Source organism: Pseudomonas fluorescens (genome assembly GCF_000968015.1).
GTDB lineage: Bacteria > Pseudomonadota > Gammaproteobacteria > Pseudomonadales > Pseudomonadaceae > Aquipseudomonas > Aquipseudomonas fluorescens_W.
In genome coordinates this window covers 1-23,119 of sequence record NZ_LACH01000067.1, presented here as the reverse complement: position 1 = coordinate 23,119, position 23,119 = coordinate 1, and the positions used below count along the sequence as shown (strand labels likewise).

Here is a 23,119-nt window from a genome sequence, read left to right as displayed (position 1 = left end):
GCTGGGCGCACACAAAAAAGGCCCGCGCAATGCGGGCCTTTTCATTGAGCCAGAGCGGTCAGCCGGCGATAGCGCGGTCAGCCGAGAGCTTGCCGGCGCCTTCGATCAGCACCGCGATGCTGCCACCGAGCAGCGCCAGGGCGAATTCATAACCGTTGTTGGCCATGAACAGACCGTGAGGGAGGTGCACCGAGAAGATTGCCACCAGCGAGAGGAAGGCCAGGCCCAGCGCTGCCGGGCGAACCAGCAGGCCAATGATCAATGCCAGACCGGCGAAGAACTCGGTACCGCCCGCCAGCGTCGCCATCAGATAGCCCGGTGCCAGGCCGATGCTTTCCATGTACTGCGCGGTGCCCGCCAGGCCGTAACCACCGAACGCCCCAAAGAGTTTCTGCGAGCCGTGGGCAGCGAAGATGATGCCGACGAAAATCCGCAAGACAGTCAGGCCGTAGCCAGCGCGGGTAAACAGTACCTTGTTGATCAGTGTGCTCATGCTGTGTCATCCGTTGTCAGTGTGTGTTGGTTGGCCGCTATATTAATCAGTAAAACTCATGTTAAAAGCGCAATAAATGCGCCATAACAATCAGTTTATTCGATTACTTGCGTGAGGCAACTTTCTGCCCCTGGGGCTCCAACGACTCCCGCTCCCGATCGAACGCCAGGTAATACTTGTTCACGCTATTAACATAGCTGACGGGACCCATTCCCACCTGCTCCATGGCGATGCGTTCGACCTGGAAAAACCACTGATTGGGATTCAAACCGCGCCGACGAGCCTCGGCACGCATGCCCTGAACCCGCTCCGGCCCAATGTTGTAGGCCGCCAGCACGAACGCCATGCGCTCGCGCTCGTTGAGTTTGGGGCTGGCAAAGAACTTGCGGCGAATCATCGCCAGATACTTGGCCCCGGCCTGCACATTGGCGTCGAGATTCTGAATGTTGTCGACCCCCACCCGTTGGGCGGCGGACGGAGTGATCTGCATCAGGCCGGTAGGGCCGCTGCCACTGCGGGCATTGGGTTGCAGGGCCGATTCCTTGAACGCCAGGGCCGCCAGATTCAACCAGTCCATGCCTTGGGCTTCAGCGTGCTTCTGCAGCACCGGTCGAAGTTTCTCGAGGCGCTGCCGATCAGCCTTGGCCAATGGGTAGTGCACTTGATACAGACGTCGATAGATCCGCAGGAACGCGGCATCCTGATCCGATGGTTTTTTGTAACCGGTCAGGAAGCGATCAATGCTCGCGCGCAACATTGAGGCGTCGCGTCGCACGAACCAGAACTCTTCACCCGGCTCACTGATGAGCACCTGCCGATCGAAGCGCAATTTGGGCAGAATCTTGCCCCAGCGCTCGGCAATGGGTTGCTCGACGATCGTCAGGTGAAAGATTCCGCCCTGGACCATTTCCAGCACATCCTCGACCGCCAGACTGGGATCGACCCATTCGATGGTCACGGGCGGCAGCTTGAGCAGCGCGAGCTTTTGATTGATCTGGCTGACCGCGTCACCGGCGGCACTGCCGGTGGGCAACGCCAGGGTTTTGCCAGAGAGTTGTTCGAGACGGGTGTAACGTCGCTCGCCTTTGATCCCGACCAATACCAACGGAATGTTGCTGGCAATCGGTTCACTGGTGCTGACCGCGTGGCCCGGTTGCAGGTCAAGCAGCTCCCCCGGGGCGACCAGATCACCCTCCCCGCGCTGCAAAGCGCCGATCAGTTGATCCTTGGCCTTAGGAATGATCTTAAGGGTAATTTCCTGACCGTCACGGGCGTGACCGTTGAGGTACTGCTCGAAGGCACGCAAGCGATGGTATTCGACGCCGATGGCCTGGCCCTGAACTTCGCCGGAGCTGTTGCGGCTCTGGTTGACCAACACCCGCAGTACACGACTGCTGCGGATTTCCGCCAAGTCGCGCGCTTTGGTCGAAGGCACGGCTTGCAGCGGCCCGGCCAGACGTGCAACCGCCGGCATCGGCAGCAGCAACGAACAACACAGCAGTAGCAAAACCGAGGGACGTATCATCCACTCTCCAGAAAGAATACTGGGCCGATCTCAAGAATTTTCATGAAATCGAACGACAGAAACAGAGCGCCTTGAGCGCTGGCAAAGTGCGAAAGACTGGCACAGTGATGGCACCTAAGCCACCCCGACCTTTCTCGCGGCATCAAAAGACAGCTTTAACTCGTTGTAGTTCTTGGCTTTTCTTATAAATCTACAGCTCTGATATGCTTTCCGGCCTTTGGTCCGAGGTAGCACCATGCAACTCATCGATATCGGCGTCAACCTGACCAACCCCAGTTTTGCCGACAAACACCAGGCTGTACTTGACCGCGCCTACGCTGCCGGGGTCTGCCAACTGGTACTTACCGGCACCAGTGTCGAGGGCAGCGAGCAGGCGCTGGAACTGTGCCGGCAACTGGACGAAACGGCTCAGCGGCTGTTCGCCACCGCTGGCCTTCATCCCCACTGCGCCAGCGACTGGAACGCCGACAGCGCTCAGCGTCTGCGCAGTTTGCTCAAGGAGCCGAACGTCGTGGCGGTGGGTGAATGCGGGCTGGATTTCAATCGTGATTTCTCGCCGCGCCCGCAGCAGGAAAAAGTCCTGGAAAAGCACTTGGAGTTGGCGGTCGAGCTGCAATTGCCGGTGTTCCTCCACGAGCGCGATGCCAGCCAGCGTTTGCTGGAAATCCTTCGCGATTACCGTGATCAATTGCCGGCCGCTGTGGTGCATTGCTTCACGGGCGAAAAGAAGGCGCTGTTCAGTTACCTCGATCTGGATTTGCACATCGGCATCACCGGCTGGATCTGCGACGAGCGCCGGGGTACGCACCTGCATCCGCTGGTGAAAGAGATCAAATCGGGACGGTTAATGCTGGAGAGCGATGCGCCGTATCTGTTGCCGCGCAGTCTGCGACCCAAGCCGAAGAATGGTCGCAACGAACCGGCGTATCTGACCGAAGTGTTGCGGGAAGTGGCATTGCATCGCGGGGAGACCGAGGAAGATCTGGCAGCTCACAGCACGGCGTGCGCGCGAGCATTTTACGGGTTGCCAATGGTCGACTGACGAACCGAACCTGTGGGAGCGAGCTTGGTCCGGGCGGCGTTCCGACGATAGCGGTTGAACAGTCAATATTGATTTTGAATGTCCGTCAGCTATCGCGAGCAAGCTCGCTCCCACATTATCAGTGGCTGCTGCGCATCATCTCTTTAGGCACGTACTTGCCGATCTCGAACTTGCCGATCGCCGCGCGGTGCACCTCGTCCGGGCCGTCGGCCAGGCGAAGGGTGCGCTGCATTGCATACATGTAGGCCAGCGGGAAATCGTTGGACACCCCTGCCCCGCCATGGATCTGGATGGCCCGGTCGATCACCCGCAAGGCCACGTTCGGTGCGACAACCTTGATCTGAGCGATTTCGCTCTTCGCAATCTTGTTGCCAACGGTGTCCATCATGTACGCCGCTTTTAATGTCAGCAGGCGCGCCATGTCGATTTCCATGCGCGAATCGGCGATCTTGTCGATGTTGCCGCCCAGACGTGCCAAAGGTTTGCCGAACGCAGTACGGGTTACCGCCCGTTTGCACATCAGCTCCAATGCACGTTCGGCCATGCCGATTGAACGCATGCAATGGTGAATCCGACCCGGGCCAAGGCGACCCTGAGCGATCTCAAAGCCGCGTCCTTCGCCCAACAGGACGTTTTCGTACGGCACGCGAACGTTTTCGAACAGCACTTCGGCGTGGCCGTGAGGTGCGTCGTCGTAACCGAACACTGGCAGCGGACGAACGATCTTCACGCCCGGGGTATCCACCGGCACCAGAATCATCGAGTGCTGCGCATGACGCGGCGCGTCAGGATCGCTCAGGCCCATGAAGATCAGAATCTTGCAGCGTGGATCGCAAGCGCCTGAGGTCCACCATTTTTTGCCGTTGATCACCCACTCGTCGCCATCACGCACGGCGCGGGCGGCCATGTTGGTGGCGTCGGACGAGGCCACGTCCGGTTCAGTCATGGCGAACGCCGAGCGGATCTCGCCGCGCAGCAGCGGTTCGAGCCAGCGCTGTTTCTGTTCTTCATTGGCGTAACGCACCAGCACTTCCATGTTGCCGGTGTCTGGCGCGGAGCAGTTGAACGGCTCGGGGCCCAGCAGCGAGCGGCCCATGATTTCGGCCAATGGCGCGTACTCGAGGTTGGTCAGGCCGGCACCGAGTTCGGACTCAGGCAGAAACAAATTCCACAAACCTTCAGCCTTGGCCTTGAGTTTGAGCTCCTCCATGATTGCGGTCGGCTGCCAGCGATCGCCCTCGGCGACCTGGCGCTCAAACACCGCTTCGGCGGGATAAACGTAGGTGTCCATGAACGCGGTCACGCGCTCACGCAGTTCTTGCACCTTGGGCGAATAAGCGAAATCCATGGGCAGCTCTACCTTTTAACGGAGGGTTTTGATGAGTTGTTCAGGTCATGCAATCGATGCTAGAACAGCTACGAAAATTTACCTAGCCTATTCTCGGCGTGTATTAACATTCATCACCGATATATGATCGGCTGATCGAGAGCCCAACAATAAGAGTGCAGCGCAATGAATCTGAGCAAGGTCGACCTCAACCTTTTCATCGTCTTCGACGCGATCTACACCGAAGCCAACCTGACCCGCGCCGGGCAGATTGTCGGCATTACTCAACCGGCGGTCTCGAACGCTCTGGCCCGTCTGCGCGAGACCTTCAATGACCCGTTGTTCGTGCGCACCGCTCAGGGCATGGTCCCGACGCCCATGGCGCAGAACATTATCGGGCCGGTGCGCAACGCCCTCTCCTTGCTGCGGGTGTCGGTGCAGGAAAGCCGTATTTTCAACCCGTTGCAGGCGGTCAAGACTTACCGCATCAGCATGACCGACCTCACCGAAGCGGTGATCCTGCCGCCACTGTTCCAGCGCCTGCGTCGCCTGGCGCCGACGGTGATCATCGAAAGCTTTCTGTCCAAGCGCCGCGAAACCACCAAGGAGCTGGCGGCCGGGCGTCTCGATTTCGCCGTCGATGCGCCGCTCAACACCGACCCGCAAGTGCGCCACGTCAAGTTGATGGAAGACCGTTACGTGTGCGCCATGCGCAAGGGCCATCCGCTGGCGGGCAAAGAGAAACTCACCCTCGATGATTACCTGTCGCTGACCCACATCCACATCTCCAGCCGCCGCAGCGGTCTGGGCCATGTCGACCTGGCCCTGGGAAAAATGGGCATCCAGCGCAAGATCGCCCTGCGATCCCAGCATTACTTGATGGCATCCCAAGTGTTGCAGCAGACCGACATGGTGATGACCGTGCCGGAACGCTTCGCCCGTCGCCATGATTTGTACTCGGTGAACCTTCCGGTCAACGATGTGCCGCCGGTGGAAACCCACCTCTACTGGCACGAAAGCACCGACCAGGACCCGGCGAACCGCTGGATGCGCGAGCAGATGATCGAGTTGTGCCAGCAGGTGACGGCACATGAGAAGAAGCTCGACAAAGTGTAGGACTGGGCACCGAGGCGCCCTCATCGCGAGCAAGCTCGCTCCCACATTGGACCGAGGTGAACTCAAATCCAATGTGGGAGCGAGCTTGCTCGCGATGAGGGCCGCAAAAACACTGAAGATTCATGCCCCTTGACGTAAACGTCAACCTGCCATTAGCTTAGCGCCATGACCTTTTTCGAGCGCTTCCATGAGCAGCCAGACCTATAGCATTTCCGACCTCGCCCGCGAGCTCGACATCACCACTCGGGCCATTCGCTTTTATGAAGAGCAAGGCCTGCTCAGCCCCGAGCGACGCGGCCAGGAACGCATCTACTCGCCCCGTGACAAGGTCAGCCTGAAGCTGATCTTGCGGGGTAAGCGCATTGGTTTCTCCCTGGCCGAATGCCGCGAGCTGATCGAACTCTACGATCCCACCGGCGGCAATCAGAAACAGTTGCAAACCATGCTGACCAAAATCGCCGAACGTCGTGAACAGCTTGAGCAGCAAATGCTCGACATCGAACAGATGAAGCTGGAACTGGACACCGCGCAGGAGCGTTGCACCCAGGCGCTGGAGCAGACCATCCAGAACCAGAAGATCGCCCAGTAAATCAACACAATCCCCCCTGTAGGAGCGAGCCTGCTCGCGATAGCGGACTGTCAGGCAACATCAATGTTGAATGCAAGTCCGCCATCGCGAGCAGGCTCACTCCTACAGGGGGATTTGAACATTCAGACAATCTGCACAGGTCGCATCCCATGTCCCTACCCACTCACGTACGCCTGGTCGAAGTCGGCCCACGCGACGGTCTGCAAAACGAAGCCCAACCCATCAGCGTTGTGGACAAGGTGCAACTGGTCGACGCGCTGACCGCCGCGGGCCTGGGCTATATAGAAGTCGGCAGTTTTGTGTCGCCCAAATGGGTACCGCAAATGGCCGGTTCCGCCGACGTCTTCGCGCAGATCCAGCGCAAACCGGGCGTGACCTATGGTGCGCTTGCACCGAATATGCGCGGGTTTGAAGACGCCATCGCGGCCGGGGTCAAGGAAGTCGCGGTGTTCGCCGCCGCGTCGGAATCGTTTTCCCAGCGCAACATCAATTGCTCGATCAGCGAAAGCCTGGAGCGTTTCGTGCCGATCATGGACGCCGCCAGGCAACACGGTGTCAGCGTGCGCGGTTACGTGTCTTGTGTGCTGGGCTGCCCTTACGAAGGTAACGTCGCGCCGGAACAAGTCGCTCGGGTCGCCCGCGAGCTCTACGCGATGGGCTGCTATGAGGTTTCCCTGGGCGACACCATCGGCACCGGCACCGCTGGCGCGACACGCAAGATGTTCGAGGTGGTGTCGGCCGATGTGCCACGTGAAAAACTGGCCGGGCACTTCCACGACACTTATGGCCAGGCCATGGCCAACATCTACGCCAGTCTGCTGGAAGGCATCTCGGTGTTCGACAGCTCCATCGCCGGCCTCGGCGGCTGCCCGTACGCCAAGGGCGCCAGCGGTAACGTCGCTACCGAAGACGTGGTTTACCTGCTCAATGGCCTGGGCATCGAGACCGGTATCGACCTGGACGCCTTGATTCTGGCCGGTCAGCAGATTTGCACAGTGCTGGGGCGACCGACCGGTTCGCGCGTGGCCAAGGCTCGTAGCGCACAGTGAGTGCGCGGATGTGTCCGGGTGTTACCGCTGCGTCTGAAACGTGGGGCGCAAGCGAGTAACACGGAAACAAATTGTCGGGTTTTGACTGAACGAAAAACCCGACAAAAACCTAAGACATTGATTTTAAAGGATTTTTAAAAGTTGGCACGGCTTCTGCTATCTCTACTGCATAACAAGAACAAAAAAAGCGGCAAACCTAATAAAAATAAGACGTAACGACTCTGACATAACAAAAACAACACGGCAGAGACGCAGCTAACAGATTTTTTTGGAGAGGATGTGCTTTTCAGGGTGCTTTTCGGAGTAACCCGCAACCGGGCAGAGAACAATAAAACTACCTTCAGGTAGCTCCCGAACTGGTTGGATCGCTTAGCGAAAAAGTAGATCAGCGCTCAAAAAAATACGTTTGCTCTTGATCCCGGATGGGGATCGACAAAAACAGCGGTAAAGGGTCACGGTTTCCAAAAACAACAACAGACCGCCCCTCAATAATAAAAAAAGAGCACGCGCAACGACAAAATTAAAGGGGAGCTTCGGCTCCCCTTTGTGCTTTCTGGCGTTTGTAATTTACAGCGCCATCCCATGGGGGAGCGAGCTCGCTCCCCCATGGGATTTTCGTCAGATGTTATTGGTCTTCAACTCCTCGATACTGATCTCGCGCATCCGAAACTTCTGGATCTTTCCGGTCACGGTCATTGGAAACTCATCAACGAACTTAAAGTAACGCGGTGTCTTGAAGTGCGCGATGCGCTCTTTGCACCACGCTTGCAGCTCCTGCTCGGTGGCGCTGTGGCCCGGGTGGAATTTGATCCAGGCGACAATCTCTTCGCCATACCGCGAGCACGGAATCCCGATCACTTGCACATCCGCCACCGCTGGATGGGTAAAGAAGAACTCTTCCAGCTCCCGCGGGTAAATATTCTCGCCGCCGCGGATGATCATGTCCTTGTTGCGCCCGGCAATGCATACGTAGCCTTCGTCGTTCATGCTCGCCAGATCACCGGTGTGCATCCAGCCGGCCTGGTCGATGGCTTCCGCGGTGCCTTGCGGGTTGTTCCAGTAACCGAGCATCACGCTGTAGCCGCGGGTGCACAGCTCGCCGATAGTGCCGCGCGGCACCAGATTGCCCGCCTCGTCGATGATCTTGCTTTCCAGTTGCGGCTGAGTTCGGCCGACGGTGGTGACGCGCAGCTCCAGTTCGTCTGACGGACCGGTCTGCAACGACACCGGACTTGTTTCCGTCATGCCGTAGGCAATCTGCACTTCGCTCATGTGCATTTCACTGATGACCCGACGCATCACTTCGATCGGACAAGTCGCCCCGGCCATGATCCCGGTGCGCAGGCTCGACAGATCGAACTCAGCGCGCTTGGGCTGATCGAGCATGGCGATGAACATGGTTGGCACGCCGTAGAGTGCGGTGGCTTTTTCTTCGGCGACGGTGGTCAGGGTCAGCAGTGGATCGAACGCATCGTTGGGGTAAATCATGGTGCTGCCGTGGGTCATGCAACCGAGGTTGCCCATGACCATGCCGAAGCAGTGATACAGCGGCACCGGGATGACCAGACGATCACTCGCGGTCAGGCCGAGGCTTTCGCCGACCATGTAACCGTTGTTCAGAATGTTGTAGTGACTGAGGGTCGCGCCCTTGGGGAAACCGGTGGTGCCGGAGGTGTACTGGATGTTCACTGCCTGGTCGAAATGCAGGCTGTGCTGACGCTCGCTCAACTGCTCGGCCGACACGCTCCCCGCGAGATCGGTCAATTGCGACCACGGCAGGAAACCCGATGGCGGCTGAGCATCAAGGCTGATGACACCGCGCAGTTCCGGCAGTCGTTCGCTCTGCAACTTTCCGATGGAGTGCTCAGCCAGTTCGGGAACGAGGCCTTGCAGCATCCCGTGATAGTCGGAGGTCTTGAAGGCACCGGCGCAGACCAGCCATTGGCAACCGGATTGCTTCAACACGTATTCGAGTTCGGAGCTGCGGTAGGCCGGGTTGATGTTGACCAGAATCACGCCGATTTTCGCGCTGGCGAACTGACTGATACACCACTGGGCGCAGTTCGGTGCCCAGATACCCAGACGATCACCGGTCTGCAAACCCAGCGCTAACAGCGCTTTGGCATTCAGATCCACGGCTTCGGCCAGTTGCTGCCAGGTGTAACGCAGCTGTTGATGGCGAACGACCAGCGCCTCTCCGTTCGGATATTGCGCGACGGTCTGATCGAACTTCTCGCCAATGGTCATCGCCAGCAAGGCTTTGTCCTGGGAACCACGGGTATAACTGCGCTGCGGGCTTGCACTGGGTTGATCCATGACGACCCCTATTGTCTTTTTTAGTGGGTTGTTAGAACGAGGCATGGCTAGCCCCGATCATTCAGAACTGGCTCTACTCTCGCTCAAGTTGACGTTAACGTAAATGGTGATTGACAGCCATTCGTCACAGGCTTACGTTAACGTAAAGGTGAGAACCAAATCACGGCCCTCCCTACTCTACAAAAAAGCCAAAAGGTGACCCATGAGCTACCCATCCCTGAACTTTGCCCTCGGTGAAACCATCGACATGCTGCGCGATCAGGTTCAGTCCTTCGTCGCCAAAGAGATCGCACCACGCGCTGCTCAGATCGACATCGACAACCTGTTCCCCGCCGACCTGTGGCGTAAATTTGGCGACATGGGCCTGCTGGGCATTACCGTGCCAGAAGAGTACGGCGGTGCTGGCCTGGGTTACCTGGCCCACGTAGTGGCGATGGAAGAAATCAGCCGCGGTTCGGCCTCGGTCGCCCTGTCCTACGGCGCGCACTCCAACCTCTGCGTCAACCAGATCAACCGCAACGGCAATCACGAACAGAAAACCAAATACCTGCCGAAGCTGATCAGCGGCGAGCACATCGGCGCCCTGGCCATGAGCGAGCCGAATGCCGGTTCCGACGTGGTATCGATGAAACTGCGTGCCGACAAACGCGGCGATCACTACGTCCTCAACGGCAGCAAGACCTGGATCACCAACGGCCCGGACGCCAACACCTACGTGATCTACGCCAAGACCGACCTGGAAAAAGGCCCCCACGGCATCACCGCGTTCATCGTAGAGCGTGATTCCAAAGGCTTCAGCCGCAGCAACAAATTCGACAAGCTCGGCATGCGCGGTTCCAACACCTGCGAGCTGTTCTTCGATGACGTCGAAGTACCGGAAGAAAACATCCTCGGCGTGCTCAACGGTGGCGTGAAAGTGCTGATGAGCGGTCTCGATTACGAACGCGTTGTCCTGTCCGGCGGCCCGACCGGGATCATGCAGGCCTGCATGGACTTGATCGTGCCGTACATCCACGACCGCAAGCAGTTCGGCCAAAGCATCGGCGAGTTCCAGCTGATCCAGGGCAAGGTCGCCGACATGTACACCCAACTCAACGCCAGCCGCGCCTACCTCTATGCGGTAGCGCAAGCCTGCGAACGCGGCGAAACCACCCGCAAGGATGCCGCCGGGGTGATCCTTTACAGCGCCGAACGCGCCACACAAATGGCCCTCGACGCGATCCAGATTCTCGGCGGCAATGGCTACATCAATGAATTCCCGGCCGGTCGTCTGTTGCGTGACGCCAAGCTGTACGAAATCGGTGCTGGCACCAGTGAGATCCGTCGCATGCTGATCGGTCGCGAACTGTTCAACGAAACCCGCTAAACGGAGCTGTCCATGGCTATCCTGCATACCCAGCTCAACCCCCGTTCGGCGGAGTTCGCGGCCAACAGCGCGGCAATGCTCAAACAGGTCGACGCCCTGCACACCCTGCTCGCTAAAGTGCAGCAAGGTGGCGGCCCGAAGGCGCAAGAGCGCCACACCTCGCGGGGCAAACTGCTGCCTCGTGAACGGATCAATCGCCTGCTCGATCCGGGTTCGCCGTTTCTCGAGATCAGCCAATTGGCGGCCTACGAGGTGTATGGCGAAGACGTTCCGGCCGCTGGCGTGATTGCCGGGATCGGCCGTGTGGAAGGCGTCGAATGCATGATCGTCGCCAACGACGCCACCGTAAAAGGTGGCTCGTATTACCCGCTGACCGTGAAAAAACACCTGCGCGCACAAACCATCGCCCAGCAGAATCGCTTGCCGTGCATCTACCTGGTGGACTCGGGCGGCGCCAACCTGCCACGTCAGGATGAAGTGTTCCCGGACCGCGAGCACTTCGGACGGATCTTCTTCAACCAGGCCAACATGAGCGCCATGGGCATCCCGCAAATCGCGGTGGTCATGGGTTCCTGCACCGCCGGTGGTGCCTACGTGCCGGCCATGGCCGACGAAGCAATCATGGTGCGTGAACAAGCGACGATTTTCCTCGCCGGGCCACCGCTGGTGAAAGCCGCGACCGGTGAAGTGGTCAGCGCCGAAGACCTTGGCGGGGCCGATGTGCACTGCAAGATTTCCGGGGTGGCCGACCACTACGCCGAGAGCGATGAACACGCCTTGGCCATTGCGCGACGCAGCATCGCCAACCTCAACTGGCGCAAACTCGGTGAACTGCAACAGCGCACGCCCATCGCCCCGCTCTACAACAGCGACGAGTTGTACGGCGTGGTGTCGGCGGACGCCAAGCAGCCGTTCGATGTGCGCGAAGTGATCGCGCGGTTGGTGGACGGTTCGGTGTTCGACGAATTCAAAGCGCTGTTCGGGACGACCCTGGTGTGCGGCTTTTCCCACTTGCACGGTTACCCGATCGCAATCCTCGCCAACAACGGCATTCTGTTCGCCGAAGCCGCGCAGAAAGGCGCGCACTTCATCGAGCTGGCCTGCCAGCGCGGCATTCCGCTGCTGTTCCTGCAAAACATCACCGGCTTCATGGTCGGCCAGAAGTACGAGGCCGGCGGCATCGCCAAGCACGGCGCCAAACTGGTGACCGCCGTGGCGTGCGCCAAGGTGCCGAAATTCACCGTGATCATCGGCGGTAGCTTCGGCGCCGGTAACTACGGCATGTGCGGTCGCGCTTACGATCCACGTTTCCTGTGGATGTGGCCGAACGCACGCATCGGCGTGATGGGCGCCGAGCAGGCGGCGGGGGTTTTGGTGCAGGTTAAACGCGAGCAGGCCGAACGCAGTGGTCACGGTTTCAGCGCCGAGCAGGAAGCCGAGATCAAGCAACCGATCCTCGACCAGTATGAAGAACAGGGGCATCCCTACTACTCCAGCGCCCGGTTGTGGGACGACGGTGTCATCGACCCGGCGCAAACCCGCGATGTATTGGCCCTGGCCTTGTCTGCGTCCCTGAACGCGCCAATCGAACCGAGCCGCTTCGGCGTGTTCCGGATGTGATTTTCTGTGGGAGCGGGCTTGCTCGCGAAGGATTCACCGCGGTCTATCTGATGCACCGCGTTATCGTTCTTCGCGAGCAAGCCCGCTCCCACATGAATTGTGGAGACGGACTGATATGAGCGACTTCAACACCCTCGAACTGCTGAGCGATCCAAGGGGTTTTGCGACCCTGTGGCTCAGCCGTGAAGAAAAGAACAACGCGTTCAACGCCGAAATGATCCGCGAACTGATCCTCGCGCTGGACAAAGTGTCGAGCGACACCAGCCTGCGGTTTCTGCTGGTGCGCGGGCGCGGCAAGCATTTCAGCGCCGGCGCAGACTTGGCCTGGATGCAGCAATCGGCCGAACTCGATTACCACACCAACCTCGACGACGCCCGGGAACTGGCGGAGTTGATGTACAACCTCGCCAAGCTGAAAGTCCCGACGCTGGCGGTGGTGCAAGGCGCTGCATTCGGTGGTGCGCTGGGCCTGATCAGTTGCTGCGACATGGCGATTGGCGCCGATGATGCGCAGTTCTGCCTGTCGGAAGTGCGCATCGGCCTGGCCCCGGCGGTGATCAGTCCGTTCGTGGTGCAAGCCATCGGCGAACGTGCGGCACGTCGCTACGCGCTGACCGCCGAGCGTTTCGGCGGACAACGAGCGCGGGAAATCGGTTTGTTGTCGGAGAGTTATCCGATCGCTGAACTGGAACAGAAAGTCGAACAGTGGATCGACAACCTGCTGCTCAACAGCCCGGCCGCCATGCGCTCCAGCAAGGAATTGCTGCGCGAAGTCGGCCACGGCGCGCTGACCCCGGCACTACGCCGCTACACCGAAAACGCCATCGCCCGCATCCGCGTCAGCCCCGAAGGTCAGGAAGGCCTGCGAGCCTTTCTGCAAAAACGTCCGCCGAGCTGGCAAGCCGAAATCACCACCAAGGAGCCGCGTTGATGAGCGCACCTGTTCTCACCACCCTGCTGGTGGCCAACCGCGGCGAAATCGCTTGCCGGGTGATGCGCACCGCCAAAGCCCTGGGCCTGACCACCGTGGCTGTGCATAGCGCCACTGACCGTGAAGCCCGACACAGCCGCGAAGCGGATATCCGCGTCGACCTCGGTGGCAGCAAAGCCGCCGACAGTTACCTGCAAATCGACAAACTGATCGCCGCTGCCAAGGCCAGCGGCGCTCAGGCGATTCATCCGGGTTATGGCTTTCTTTCCGAGAACGCCGGGTTCGCCCGCGCTATCGAAGAAGCTGGCCTGATTTTCCTCGGCCCGCCCGCCTCGGCCATCGACGCGATGGGCAGCAAATCTGCGGCCAAAGCCTTGATGGAAACCGCCGGCGTGCCGCTGGTGCCCGGCTATCACGGTGAAGCTCAGGACCTCGACACCTTCCGCGACGCCTGCGAACGCATCGGTTATCCGGTGCTGCTCAAGGCCACCGCCGGGGGCGGCGGCAAAGGCATGAAAGTGGTCGAGGACGTCAGTCAATTGGCCGAAGCCTTGGCCTCGGCCCAACGTGAAGCGAAATCCTCGTTCGGTGATTCGCGGATGCTGGTGGAGAAGTACCTGCTCAAACCGCGCCACGTGGAAATCCAGGTCTTTGCCGATCAGCACGGCAACTGCCTGTACCTCAACGAACGTGATTGCTCGATCCAGCGTCGGCACCAAAAAGTCGTTGAAGAAGCACCCGCTCCAGGCTTGAGCCCGGAACTGCGTCGCGCCATGGGTGAAGCCGCCGTGCGATCGGCGCAGGCCATCGGTTATGTCGGCGCCGGTACCGTGGAATTTCTTTTGGATTCGCGCGGGGAGTTCTTCTTTATGGAGATGAACACCCGTCTGCAAGTCGAACACCCGGTCACCGAAGCCATCACCGGCCTCGACCTGGTGGCCTGGCAGATTCGTGTGGCCCGTGGCGAAGCGTTGCCGATGACTCAAGATCAGGTTCCGCTGATCGGCCATGCCATCGAAGTGCGGTTGTATGCCGAAGACCCGGGCAATGATTTCCTCCCGGCGACCGGTCGACTGGAGCTGTATCGTGAATCCGCGCAAGGTCCGGGACGGCGGGTGGACAGTGGCGTCGAAGAAGGCGACGAGATCTCGCCATTCTACGACCCGATGCTCGGCAAACTGATTGCCTGGGGCGAAGATCGTGAACAGGCGCGATTGCGGCTGCTGAGCATGCTCGATGAGTTTGCCATTGGCGGTCTCAAGACCAACATCAACTTCCTGCGCCGGATCGTCGGCCATCCGGCGTTTGCTGCGGCCGAACTGGATACCGGGTTCATTCCGCGTTATCAGGAAGAATTGCTGCCAGTCGCCTCGGACCTCAGTGACGAATTCTGGCAAGCCGCCGCCCAGGCGTTTGCCCAAAGCCAGCCGAGTTCTCCACGAGCCGATGACCCGGTTTCGCCTTGGGCCAACAGCAATGGTTTCCGTGCCGGACTGCCGACAGAAATCACCCTGCATTTGAGTTGCGAAGGCCAGGATCGAGCGCTGACGTTGGGCGACGCTGATGCCCACACCGCTCAACTCAAGGGTGAGCAACTGCTGACCGAGCACAACGGCCTGCGCCGCCAGCATCGGGCAATTCGCCGTGGCGACGTTGTGTATCTGCAATGGGAAGGTGAATTGCGCCGCATCGAGTCATACGACCCGATCAGTGCCGTCGAAGCCAGTCACAGCCATCACGGCGGGCTGACCGCCCCCATGAATGGCAGCATCGTGCGGGTACTGGTGGAAGCCGGGCAAACGGTCGAAGCCGGGGCGCAGTTGGTGGTGCTGGAGGCGATGAAGATGGAGCACAGCATTCGTGCACCACACGCCGGGGTGATCAAGGCGCTGTACTGCCAGGAAGGCGAAATGGTCAGTGAAGGCAGTGCGTTGGTCGAGTTTGAAGAAGCATGAAATGAAGATCGGTCCTACGTGTTGCGAGGACCGATCTGATTAGAATTTGGCGGTTGCCTGAACCACTACGCCGATAATTCGGCACTCGTCGGTGAAGATAGCCTTCGGATAGGTCGGATTGAGCGGGACCAGGTAACGCTGCCCGCCCTCTTCGATCAGCTTGCGAAAGGTCGCCTCGGCGCTGTCGGGCCATTGGGCGATCACCAGCTTTCCGGGCTCAGGCACAATGGCCGGGTCCACCAGGATCATCATGCCCTCGGCGATGCTGACGCCGGTGGGTGCGGTCATCGCATCGCCCACCACACTCAGCCAGAAGGCCGGGCCTTGGGCGTGGTAGTCGGTCAGCTCGAAGCGTTCCTCCTTGCGATACACCGTCAGCTCACCATCGCGCAGCTGCGCCGGCTCCTTCCAGTCACTGACCGGGTAGCGGAAGTACGGGTTGTACTTCAGCGCCAGAGGCATCTCCTCCTCTTCCAGGATGAGTGGTTCGCGGATCACCAGCGCCACTTCGAGAAAGTCCATGCCCAGCGCCTTCAACACACGGTTCATGTTGACGACGCCGGGGTCGCGGCGTTTGTTTAGCCAGTGGCCAACGCCGCCCTGGGACATCCCGAGGCGATCTGCGAGTTCTTCTTGAGTGACTTTGAGTTCACTCATCTTGGCCTTGACCAATTCAATCCATTTATCCATGTGCGGCACGATACGTGGGCGCCTCCGGCCATCAAAACACAAATTGTAGTATTTAATCTCTCGTCATAAATACAGTACGTACTAGGATTGGTTCACGGATCTGAATCTATCACGGAGTTTGCCATCGCCATGTCCATCCCCTGCAACGACCTGCCTGACATGCAAATCGACACTTCCCTTACCTCGCCAAAAGGCTCTGCCGCCGCGCAACGAGCGCTGGACTATTACTTGAAACCAGCTGTTTCAGAGGAAGTGGTCGAAGAACGTTTCTTTGACGTAAACCGCAACATCAGCTGCGAAGAGGCGCTGGTCCATGCCACGGATTTGCTACGTTGTGCCGCCGCCATCGCGTACGAGTCAGCCAGCAATTTGCAGGGCGCAAGTCGGGACCTGGCGTTTTCGGCGGTGCACATGATCGACATGGCCAGGGCGATGGTGGATCGATCCCTGGAGGGCGATCAGAACGGGTGATACGCGGGTGCTTGCGAGGAGGACGGGAAAGATTTTTCCAATCGCGCAGATAAAAGCATTTGACTTGCAAACGAGAATGATTATTATTGCATGCAGCTGGTCGCGAGATCAGTCGATTGTCCAAGTGACCTTAGGTCGGTCTCCTGGACTATCTCCTCATCAGGCTAATCACGGTTTTTGACCCGGCTTTTTGCCGGGTCTTTTTTTTGCCAGTTATTCTGGCTTTACCTTCAGGCTAATGAAGTCTTTAGTGCTGCAAATTCGAATGGCGCGGATGATATCAAAAGAATATGCGTTGGCAAGAGAAGCCCGGCATCATTGGCCCAAACTAATAAAAAATAGCGCTTGAGAATCAATCGTACAGTCTCTAAGCTGCGTCGGCGTCAGGGAGGACGCCCCCCGCTTCAGCCCAGAATTTCCCCCGGTTTTTCCCTTCCCAGCGTGTAAAGTAGCAGCCATAAAAATCATATTCAGGAATCGACTATGACCGTGGCTAAATCCTCTTTCGACATCAGTGCCGACTTCGACAGTGGCAACATTGAAGTGCTGGACATCAGCAATCCGTTGCAAGCCCTGCTGGCCATCAAGCCAGACACCCGCAGCCAGCACTTTCAGTGGTTCCACTTCAAGGCCAGCGGTCTGCACGTCGGTCAGGAACACTGGTTTCGTCTGAACAATGCCAGCAAGTCCTCCTACAACAAAGCCTGGGATGGTTATCAGGCGGTGGCGTCCTACGACCACGTCAACTGGTTCCGGGTGCCGACCATTTTCGAAGGCGACTGCCTGCGCTTCAGCCTTGAAGCCACCGCCACCCACGCCTGGTTTGCTTACTTCGAACCCTACAGTCGTGGTCGCCATGACTGGTTGATCGAGCAAGCGCTGACCAAGGCCGGCACCGAACTGCTGGCCACCGGCAAGAGTGTCGAAGGTCGGGATATCCAGCTGCTGCGTAAAGGCACGGGCGCCGAAGGTCAGCGCAAAGTCTGGATCATTGCCCAGCAACACCCCGGCGAACACATGGCCGAGTGGTTCATGGAAGGCGTGATCGAACGTCTCGAAAAACACGACGATCCAGTATTGAACAAACTGCTGACCAGCGCCGATCTGTACCTGGTTCCGAACATGAACCCGGACGGCGCGTTCCACGGTCACCTGCGCACCAACGCCATGGGCCAGGACCTGAACCGCGCCTGGCAGAGCGCCAGCCAGGAAATCAGCCCGGAAGTGCTGTTCGCTCAGCAGCAGATGGAAAAGTACGGAGTGGACCTGTTCCTCGACGTCCATGGCGATGAAGAAATCCCTTACGTGTTCACCGCCGGTTGCGAAGGCAATCCGGGGTACACGCCACGGATCGAAAAACTCGAAGAGCATTTCCGCAGTCATCTGAAGCACCTGACCAAGGACTTCCAGACCAAGCACGGCTACACCCGCGACGAACCGGGCAAAGCCAACATGACCCTGGCGTGCAATGCCGTCGGCGAGAAATTCGACTGCCTGTCGCTGACCCTCGAAATGCCCTTCAAGGACAACAACGATGCGCCGAATACGCTGACCGGTTGGTCTGGCAAGCGCTCGAAGCAGTTGGGCAAGGATGTGCTGACCACCGTGGCTGACATGGTCAATACCTTGCGCTGATCACGTTCGATGGCTGCATGCCCGGCATGCAGCCATGCCTCACTCGGCAGCGATCCGCACGCAATCCTCAGGTCCCAGCAAGCGCCCATCCTCGGCACGTAATTCCAGCGTCTGCACCGGTCGGCCGTTCTCTCGGTCAACAATCCGCGAGTGCAACTCCCCTGCCTCATAGAAAAACGCCTCGCCCCATTGGCGCAGTCCGATGATCAACGGGAACAGACCTTTGCCCTTTTCGGTCAGCACATATTCCTGATACGCACTGCCGTCCGATGCCGGCACCAAGTCGAAAATGCCGTGGGCCACCAGGGTGCGCAGCCGCGCAGACAAAATATTCTTGGCCATGCCCAAACTGCGCTGAAACTCCCCGAACCGGCGCATGCCGTCAAATGCATCGCGCACGATCAGCAACGACCACCAATCACCAATGGCATCCAGGGAACGGGCAACCGGGCATTCGGCGTTTTCCATGCTTGTACGTTTAGCCATGAGCGCGCTCACATCCATCAAATGTAGTTGCAATATAAAACCAGCTTCCTTACCGTACAACTGGTTTCAATTTGAAACCACACAAGGAAGCCCGTCATGAAACCTGATCATCCATTGAGCGGCGCCGTAGTGCTGCTGTTTGCCATCGCCTGCGGCCTGGCCGTCGGCAATGTTTACTACGCACAACCGCTGCTCGATGCCATGGCCGAGGCCTTCGCCATGGACCCCGCAACCATCGGCATCGTCGTCACGCTGACTCAAGTCGGTTACGGCGCAGGCCTGGTGTTGCTGGTGCCGCTGGGTGACCTGCTCAATCGCCGGCGCCTGATCGTTACGCAAACGGTGCTGTCGGCGCTGGCCTTGCTCACGATCGCACTGGCACCTGACAACATCTGGCTGCTGATCGGCATGACATTGACCGGGTTATTGGCTGTCGTGACCCAAGTGTTGGTGGCCTACGCCGCGACATTGGCCATCCCGGAACAGCGAGGGCGTGTGGTCGGAGTGGTCACCAGCGGCATCGTCGTTGGCATTCTGCTCGCCCGGACAGTGGCCGGCGGCATGGCTGACCTCGCCGGTTGGCGTTCGATTTATCTGTTGTCAGCGGGTTTGACGCTGGTGATGGCGTTACTACTGTTTCGTGTGTTGCCCAAACATGAAGATGCGCAACCCGCCAGTTCCTACGGCGCCTTACTGGGCTCGGTGTTCACGCTGTTCAAGGAAGAACCGGTGCTGCGCCAGCGGGCGGTGCTCGCGCTACTGACCTTTGCCAGCGCCATGGTGTTGTGGACGCCTATGGTGCTACCGCTGAGCGCCCCGCCGCTGTCGTTGTCCCACACACAAATCGGATTATTCGGACTGGCAGGTGCCGCCGGTGCACTGGCCGCCGCTCGCGCCGGGCATCTGGCTGATCGTGGCCTGGGACAATGGACCAGCGGTTCGTCACTCTTGTTGATGCTGGTTTCCTGGCTGCCGATCGCCTTCACCCAGTCCTCATTGTGGGCCCTGCTGCTTGGCGTGATTACCCTGGATCTGGGTTTGCAGGCCGTGCACGTCACCAGCCAGAGCATGATCTACAGCGTGCGCCCCGAAGCCCAAAGCCGACTCACCGCCGGCTACATGCTGTTCTATTCAATTGGCAGCGCCTTGGGGTCGATCGGTTCGACGGCGATGTACGCGTGGGCCGGGTGGCTCGGCGTATGCCTGCTGGGCGCAGGCATCAATGCCGTGGCGTTGGGTTATTGGTGGCTGACACTTGCCCCCCAGACACTTGAAACCTGTGGCGAGGGAGCTTGCTCCCGCTCGCCTGCGTAGCAGGCGCAAAACCTGTATCCGCGTGGTTTCCGACACTACTGTGTTGCATTTGATGAGGGCTGCTTCGCAGCCCAGCGGGAGCAAGCTCCCTCGCCACAATGTTGTGCCAACCTTTAGTTCAGCCGCGATCCTTGCCCCGCAACATGCTGTCCAGCACCTCATCGCGGCGCACCCAGCCGTGAAACAACGCCGCCGCCAAATGCAGCAGCACCGTCAGGAACAGCAAGTACGCCAAATACCCGTGAGCCTTGCGCAGGAACGCAAAAACCTGCGCATTCGCCGGGACGATCGACGGCAACTGCAACGAGCTGCTGAGCATCACCGGATCCCCCGCCGCCGAAATCATCGCCCAGCCGAGCAGCGGCAGGATCAGCATCAACGCGTACAACAAGACATGCGAAGCCTTCGCCGCCAGTGCTTGCCAACCCGGCAGATCCGCCGGCAGCGGTGGTTGTTGAGTGGAAAAGCGCACGGCCAGGCGCACGATCACCAATAGCAGAATTGCGACGCCCAAAGGTTTGTGCAGATGAATCAGCCACTCATGACGCTCGGACACCGAAGCGGCCATGCCCGCGCCAATAAACAGCATGGCAATGATCATCAGCGCCATCAGCCAGTGCAGCAATCGCGCTAAAGGCGCGAAATGGTTCGGTTGAGCGCTCATTGATGAGACTCCTGTTTATTAGCGGCGGGCAACTGGCTGACTTCGCTGGTACGACGCAAGTAGGAAGTGGCGTACCCCGCTGAACGAGCGGCGAGCAATGGGTCGTCGGAACCTTCTATGCCGGCGGGCAGTACCAGCGGGTCGTAGTTGATGTCACGGCATTCGCCATTGAGTTGAGGCTGAGTGCTTTCGAGCACCAGCGTGCCGGCGTTTAACACTTTGCGCCCCTCGGGCCAGGTCTTGCTGGCGTCGTTGACCGGATCACCGGGATTGGCCAGGGTGATGTTCAGCTGCCAACGCAGCGGCGCTGCGGAAATGCGCTGAATCAGGTCTTTTTCCAGGAACTCACCCCCCTCAGGCGCCGTAGCGCCCGCTGCATCCTGAGCGACGGGCACCATGCTCCAGCGCACCGCTTGCCGTTGCCCGGCCGCGTTCACCAGGTAAAACGCATTGACGCTGTTGTAGGTTTCCGTCACGTAACTGGCCGACGGCTTGGCGGTTTTGATCCAGGCCAGGAACGGTGCAGCTTCCGGATGCGAGCCGAAGAACGCCGGCACCGCAGTAGGATTCGGCTTGCCGGTGGCCGGGTCCGGTGACTGGGCCTGCTGCAATTGGTAGAACGCTTCGGGCGTGCCCACCGGGAACACCGGCATGCTGTTCATCCCGGTGCGCCACTGCTGGCCGTTGGCCTGGGTGAAGCGCAACGCCAGGCTGCGGATCGGCACGCTGTTGTCCGGCGCATAAGGATTGCCGGCCGGCAATGCGAAACGCCCGACCACCGGGGTCCGCGCGACATTGAACACCTGAGCGCTGGAATAGCTGCGCGCCTCACCGCTGCTCTCGAAATGCCCGATCACGCATACGCCTTTGGAGTGGTTACGCCGGAAGCCCGGGTGCACACCGTTGTTGGTTTCCAGCACATTGATCAGTTTTTTCGGGGTCAGACGCTGTGGGTCGAAGGTGCCGTTGACGTAGGCAAAAGCCCCGGCCACTGCGGCAACCACCACAGCGATACCGGCCAGACGTAATGTCAGGCTCGCCGCACTCAAGGGTGGCCGGGTGGGCGGTGATGAGCGATCTACCATGAAAGACTCCAGGGCCATCGGCCACAAGTGAGAAGGATCAAGCAGACGAACCCCACTGCGGTTTATTCCATCGCGCGGTGTTTATTTTTTCAGGCGTGGAATAACCTCCAATGCCGGGCGTCTCTCTAGTCCACAGCGTAGTGACTAGCCAGAACTTCATGAACGATATCGACGAACAGCTGCGAGAAATCATTCCCCGATTGCGCCGGTTTGCCGTGTCGTTGACCCGCAATCCCAGCAGCGCCGACGACCTGGTGCAATCTTGCCTTGAGCGCGCGCTGTCGCGTTGGGGCGACAAACGCCCCGAGGGCGACTTGCGCGCCTGGTTGTTTTCGATTCTGTATCGACAGTTTCTCGATGCTCACCGACGCTCCCGGCGTTATGCACGGATGCTCGAATTCTTTACCGGGCGTGACGATTCACAACCGTCGGTGGAACGCACCGTGATCGCCCAATCGACCCTGAAAGCCTTCGATCAACTCACCACTGAACAGCGCGCCCTGCTGCTCTGGGTCTCGGTCGAAGGCTTGAGTTACAAAGAGGTCGCCGAGATTCTCGGCGTCCCTACCGGCACCGTAATGTCCCGCCTGTCCCGCGCCCGCCAGACCCTGCGCCAGTTGAGCGACGGCGAAATCACCCGCCCTTCTCTGCGGAGACTCAAATGATCAGCCTGCCCCCAAGCGAACGTGACCTGCACGCTTATGTCGACCAGCAACTCAGCGATGCCGACCGACGTCTGGTGGAGACTTTTCTGGCCAGCAACGCTGAGGTGGCTGCCCAAGTGCGTGCCTGGCAGCAGGACGCCCAGCAATTGCGCGCGGCATTGAGCGGCGCCCTGCAGCAACCGGCCAACCCGAACCTGGACCCGGCGCTGATTCGCCAACGCCTCAAACGACAATCCCGCCGTCACCTGGCCAGCGCCGCCGTGTTGCTGATCGCGGTCAGCGTCGGCGGGCTCGGCGGTTGGCAAGCCCGGGAGATGATGCTCATCAGTGCCATGCCGCCGATGACCGATGCCCTGCAGGCCTATCGCCTGATTGCCCAGCAAGGCATCCTGCCGGCCGATTACAAAGTCAGCGACGACGGTGACATGCAGGGTTGGCTCGACCGCTATTTCACTCAGGCCAATCGCTTGCCTGACCTCTCGGGCGCCGGTTTCAAACCGGTCAGCGGGCGCTTGCTGAGCACCGAGCAAGGTCCGGCGGCGATGGTGGTCTACGAGGATCAAAGCGGCCATAAAGTCAGCTTCTACGTTCGTCCACCGGGTCCAAGAAACTACCTGTTGCCGAGGGGCAGTCGCAGCGATGGCGAGTTGCAGGCCGAGTACTGGTCGGGGGGCGGGTACAACTACGCGATGGTCAGCCCGAGCGATACGCCGGCGGCGAAGATGCTCAAGCAAACCGTGCAGTTCTGACCACACCACCAACCCCCTGTAGGAGTGAGCC

Annotated in this window: 21 protein-coding genes; 13 read left to right on the top strand and 8 right to left on the bottom strand. The window is 59.5% G+C overall.

Translation table 11 applies throughout. From position 1 onward, the window contains the following. Positions 1 to 58 precede the first annotated feature (58 nt). Both VD17_RS26475 and VD17_RS26470 read right to left on the bottom strand, forming a co-directional pair. Positions 59 to 493, bottom strand: coding sequence for a DoxX family protein (locus tag VD17_RS26475; protein WP_046056412.1), 435 nt, complete (start codon positions 491 to 493; stop codon positions 59 to 61). Between the two features lie 103 nt (positions 494 to 596). Further along, positions 597 to 2,018 carry a transglycosylase SLT domain-containing protein gene (locus tag VD17_RS26470; RefSeq protein WP_046056411.1) on the bottom strand — a complete coding sequence of 474 codons (1,422 nt, stop codon included), beginning with the start codon at positions 2,016 to 2,018 and terminating at the stop codon, positions 597 to 599. Positions 2,019 to 2,253: 235 nt separating this feature from the next. Here VD17_RS26470 and VD17_RS26465 point away from each other — a divergent pair, with 235 nt between their 5' ends. After that, complete coding sequence (locus tag VD17_RS26465) at positions 2,254 to 3,060, top strand: TatD family hydrolase (RefSeq protein ID WP_046056410.1); 807 nt, start codon at positions 2,254 to 2,256, stop codon at positions 3,058 to 3,060. Positions 3,061 to 3,178: 118 nt separating this feature from the next. Here VD17_RS26465 and VD17_RS26460 read toward each other — a convergent pair whose 3' ends face one another. Then, the gene (locus VD17_RS26460; RefSeq protein WP_046056409.1) at positions 3,179 to 4,408 is read right to left on the bottom strand and encodes an acyl-CoA dehydrogenase; all 1,230 of its coding nucleotides are present in this window, start codon (positions 4,406 to 4,408) and stop codon (positions 3,179 to 3,181) included. Between the two features lie 165 nt (positions 4,409 to 4,573). On the opposite strand from VD17_RS26460, the gene VD17_RS26455 reads away from it, so the two are divergent. The 3 genes from VD17_RS26455 (at position 4,574) to VD17_RS26445 (ending at position 7,141) form a co-directional block, all read left to right on the top strand. After that, complete coding sequence (locus VD17_RS26455) at positions 4,574 to 5,503, top strand: LysR family transcriptional regulator (protein WP_046056408.1); 930 nt, start codon at positions 4,574 to 4,576, stop codon at positions 5,501 to 5,503. 187 nt (positions 5,504 to 5,690) lie between these two features. Then, complete coding sequence (locus VD17_RS26450) at positions 5,691 to 6,092, top strand: MerR family transcriptional regulator (RefSeq protein ID WP_046056407.1); 402 nt, start codon at positions 5,691 to 5,693, stop codon at positions 6,090 to 6,092. A gap of 149 nt (positions 6,093 to 6,241) precedes the next feature. Continuing rightward, positions 6,242 to 7,141 (top strand): hydroxymethylglutaryl-CoA lyase, encoded by a 900-nt coding sequence (locus VD17_RS26445; protein ID WP_046056406.1) that lies wholly within the window; start codon positions 6,242 to 6,244, stop codon positions 7,139 to 7,141. A 618-nt stretch (positions 7,142 to 7,759) separates the two neighbouring features. Here the strand turns inward: VD17_RS26445 and VD17_RS26440 are convergent. Further along, complete coding sequence (locus VD17_RS26440; RefSeq protein WP_046056405.1) at positions 7,760 to 9,457, bottom strand: AMP-binding protein; 1,698 nt, start codon at positions 9,455 to 9,457, stop codon at positions 7,760 to 7,762. A 202-nt stretch (positions 9,458 to 9,659) separates the two neighbouring features. On the opposite strand from VD17_RS26440, the gene VD17_RS26435 reads away from it, so the two are divergent. The 4 genes from VD17_RS26435 (at position 9,660) to VD17_RS26420 (ending at position 15,329) form a co-directional block, all read left to right on the top strand. Continuing rightward, complete coding sequence (locus VD17_RS26435; RefSeq protein ID WP_033057219.1) at positions 9,660 to 10,823, top strand: isovaleryl-CoA dehydrogenase; 1,164 nt, start codon at positions 9,660 to 9,662, stop codon at positions 10,821 to 10,823. Positions 10,824 to 10,835: 12 nt separating this feature from the next. Beyond that, on the top strand, positions 10,836 to 12,443 hold the full coding sequence (locus VD17_RS26430; protein WP_046056404.1) for a carboxyl transferase domain-containing protein: 1,608 nt from the start codon (positions 10,836 to 10,838) through the stop codon (positions 12,441 to 12,443). Positions 12,444 to 12,558: 115 nt separating this feature from the next. Continuing rightward, positions 12,559 to 13,374 carry a gamma-carboxygeranoyl-CoA hydratase gene (locus VD17_RS26425; RefSeq protein WP_046056403.1) on the top strand — a complete coding sequence of 272 codons (816 nt, stop codon included), beginning with the start codon at positions 12,559 to 12,561 and terminating at the stop codon, positions 13,372 to 13,374. Continuing rightward, positions 13,374 to 15,329 carry an acetyl/propionyl/methylcrotonyl-CoA carboxylase subunit alpha gene (locus VD17_RS26420; RefSeq protein WP_046056402.1) on the top strand — a complete coding sequence of 652 codons (1,956 nt, stop codon included), beginning with the start codon at positions 13,374 to 13,376 and terminating at the stop codon, positions 15,327 to 15,329. The genes VD17_RS26425 and VD17_RS26420 overlap by 1 nt, the downstream gene beginning before the upstream one ends. 39 nt (positions 15,330 to 15,368) lie before the next feature. On the opposite strand, the gene VD17_RS26415 is transcribed toward VD17_RS26420, so the two are convergent. Then, the gene (locus tag VD17_RS26415) at positions 15,369 to 16,019 is read right to left on the bottom strand and encodes a LexA family protein (RefSeq protein ID WP_046056401.1); all 651 of its coding nucleotides are present in this window, start codon (positions 16,017 to 16,019) and stop codon (positions 15,369 to 15,371) included. A gap of 129 nt (positions 16,020 to 16,148) precedes the next feature. Between VD17_RS26415 and VD17_RS26410 the strand changes: the two genes are divergently transcribed. Beyond that, a complete protein-coding gene (locus tag VD17_RS26410) occupies positions 16,149 to 16,490 on the top strand; it encodes a DUF6124 family protein (RefSeq protein ID WP_046047549.1) in 342 nt (113 codons plus the stop codon). A 483-nt stretch (positions 16,491 to 16,973) separates the two neighbouring features. Then, positions 16,974 to 18,125: a M14 family metallopeptidase gene (locus tag VD17_RS26405; protein ID WP_046056400.1), complete on the top strand. Its 1,152-nt coding sequence runs from the start codon at positions 16,974 to 16,976 to the stop codon at positions 18,123 to 18,125. Between the two features lie 39 nt (positions 18,126 to 18,164). On the opposite strand, the gene VD17_RS26400 is transcribed toward VD17_RS26405, so the two are convergent. Further along, positions 18,165 to 18,611 carry a winged helix-turn-helix transcriptional regulator gene (locus VD17_RS26400; protein WP_046056413.1) on the bottom strand — a complete coding sequence of 149 codons (447 nt, stop codon included), beginning with the start codon at positions 18,609 to 18,611 and terminating at the stop codon, positions 18,165 to 18,167. 96 nt (positions 18,612 to 18,707) lie between these two features. On the opposite strand from VD17_RS26400, the gene VD17_RS26395 reads away from it, so the two are divergent. After that, positions 18,708 to 19,925, top strand: coding sequence for an MFS transporter (locus VD17_RS26395; RefSeq protein ID WP_046056399.1), 1,218 nt, complete (start codon positions 18,708 to 18,710; stop codon positions 19,923 to 19,925). Between the two features lie 118 nt (positions 19,926 to 20,043). On the opposite strand, the gene VD17_RS26390 is transcribed toward VD17_RS26395, so the two are convergent. After that, the gene (locus VD17_RS26390) at positions 20,044 to 20,589 is read right to left on the bottom strand and encodes a cytochrome b (protein WP_046047551.1); all 546 of its coding nucleotides are present in this window, start codon (positions 20,587 to 20,589) and stop codon (positions 20,044 to 20,046) included. Then, on the bottom strand, positions 20,586 to 21,674 hold the full coding sequence (locus VD17_RS26385; protein ID WP_046056398.1) for a catalase family peroxidase: 1,089 nt from the start codon (positions 21,672 to 21,674) through the stop codon (positions 20,586 to 20,588). The genes VD17_RS26390 and VD17_RS26385 overlap by 4 nt, the downstream gene beginning before the upstream one ends. 158 nt (positions 21,675 to 21,832) lie before the next feature. Here VD17_RS26385 and VD17_RS26380 point away from each other — a divergent pair, with 158 nt between their 5' ends. Together VD17_RS26380 and VD17_RS26375 are read left to right on the top strand one after the other, a co-directional pair. Beyond that, on the top strand, positions 21,833 to 22,339 hold the full coding sequence (locus tag VD17_RS26380; protein WP_046056397.1) for an RNA polymerase sigma factor: 507 nt from the start codon (positions 21,833 to 21,835) through the stop codon (positions 22,337 to 22,339). Further along, positions 22,336 to 23,088: an anti-sigma factor family protein gene (locus tag VD17_RS26375; protein ID WP_046056396.1), complete on the top strand. Its 753-nt coding sequence runs from the start codon at positions 22,336 to 22,338 to the stop codon at positions 23,086 to 23,088. The genes VD17_RS26380 and VD17_RS26375 overlap by 4 nt, the downstream gene beginning before the upstream one ends. Positions 23,089 to 23,119: the final 31 nt, after the last annotated feature.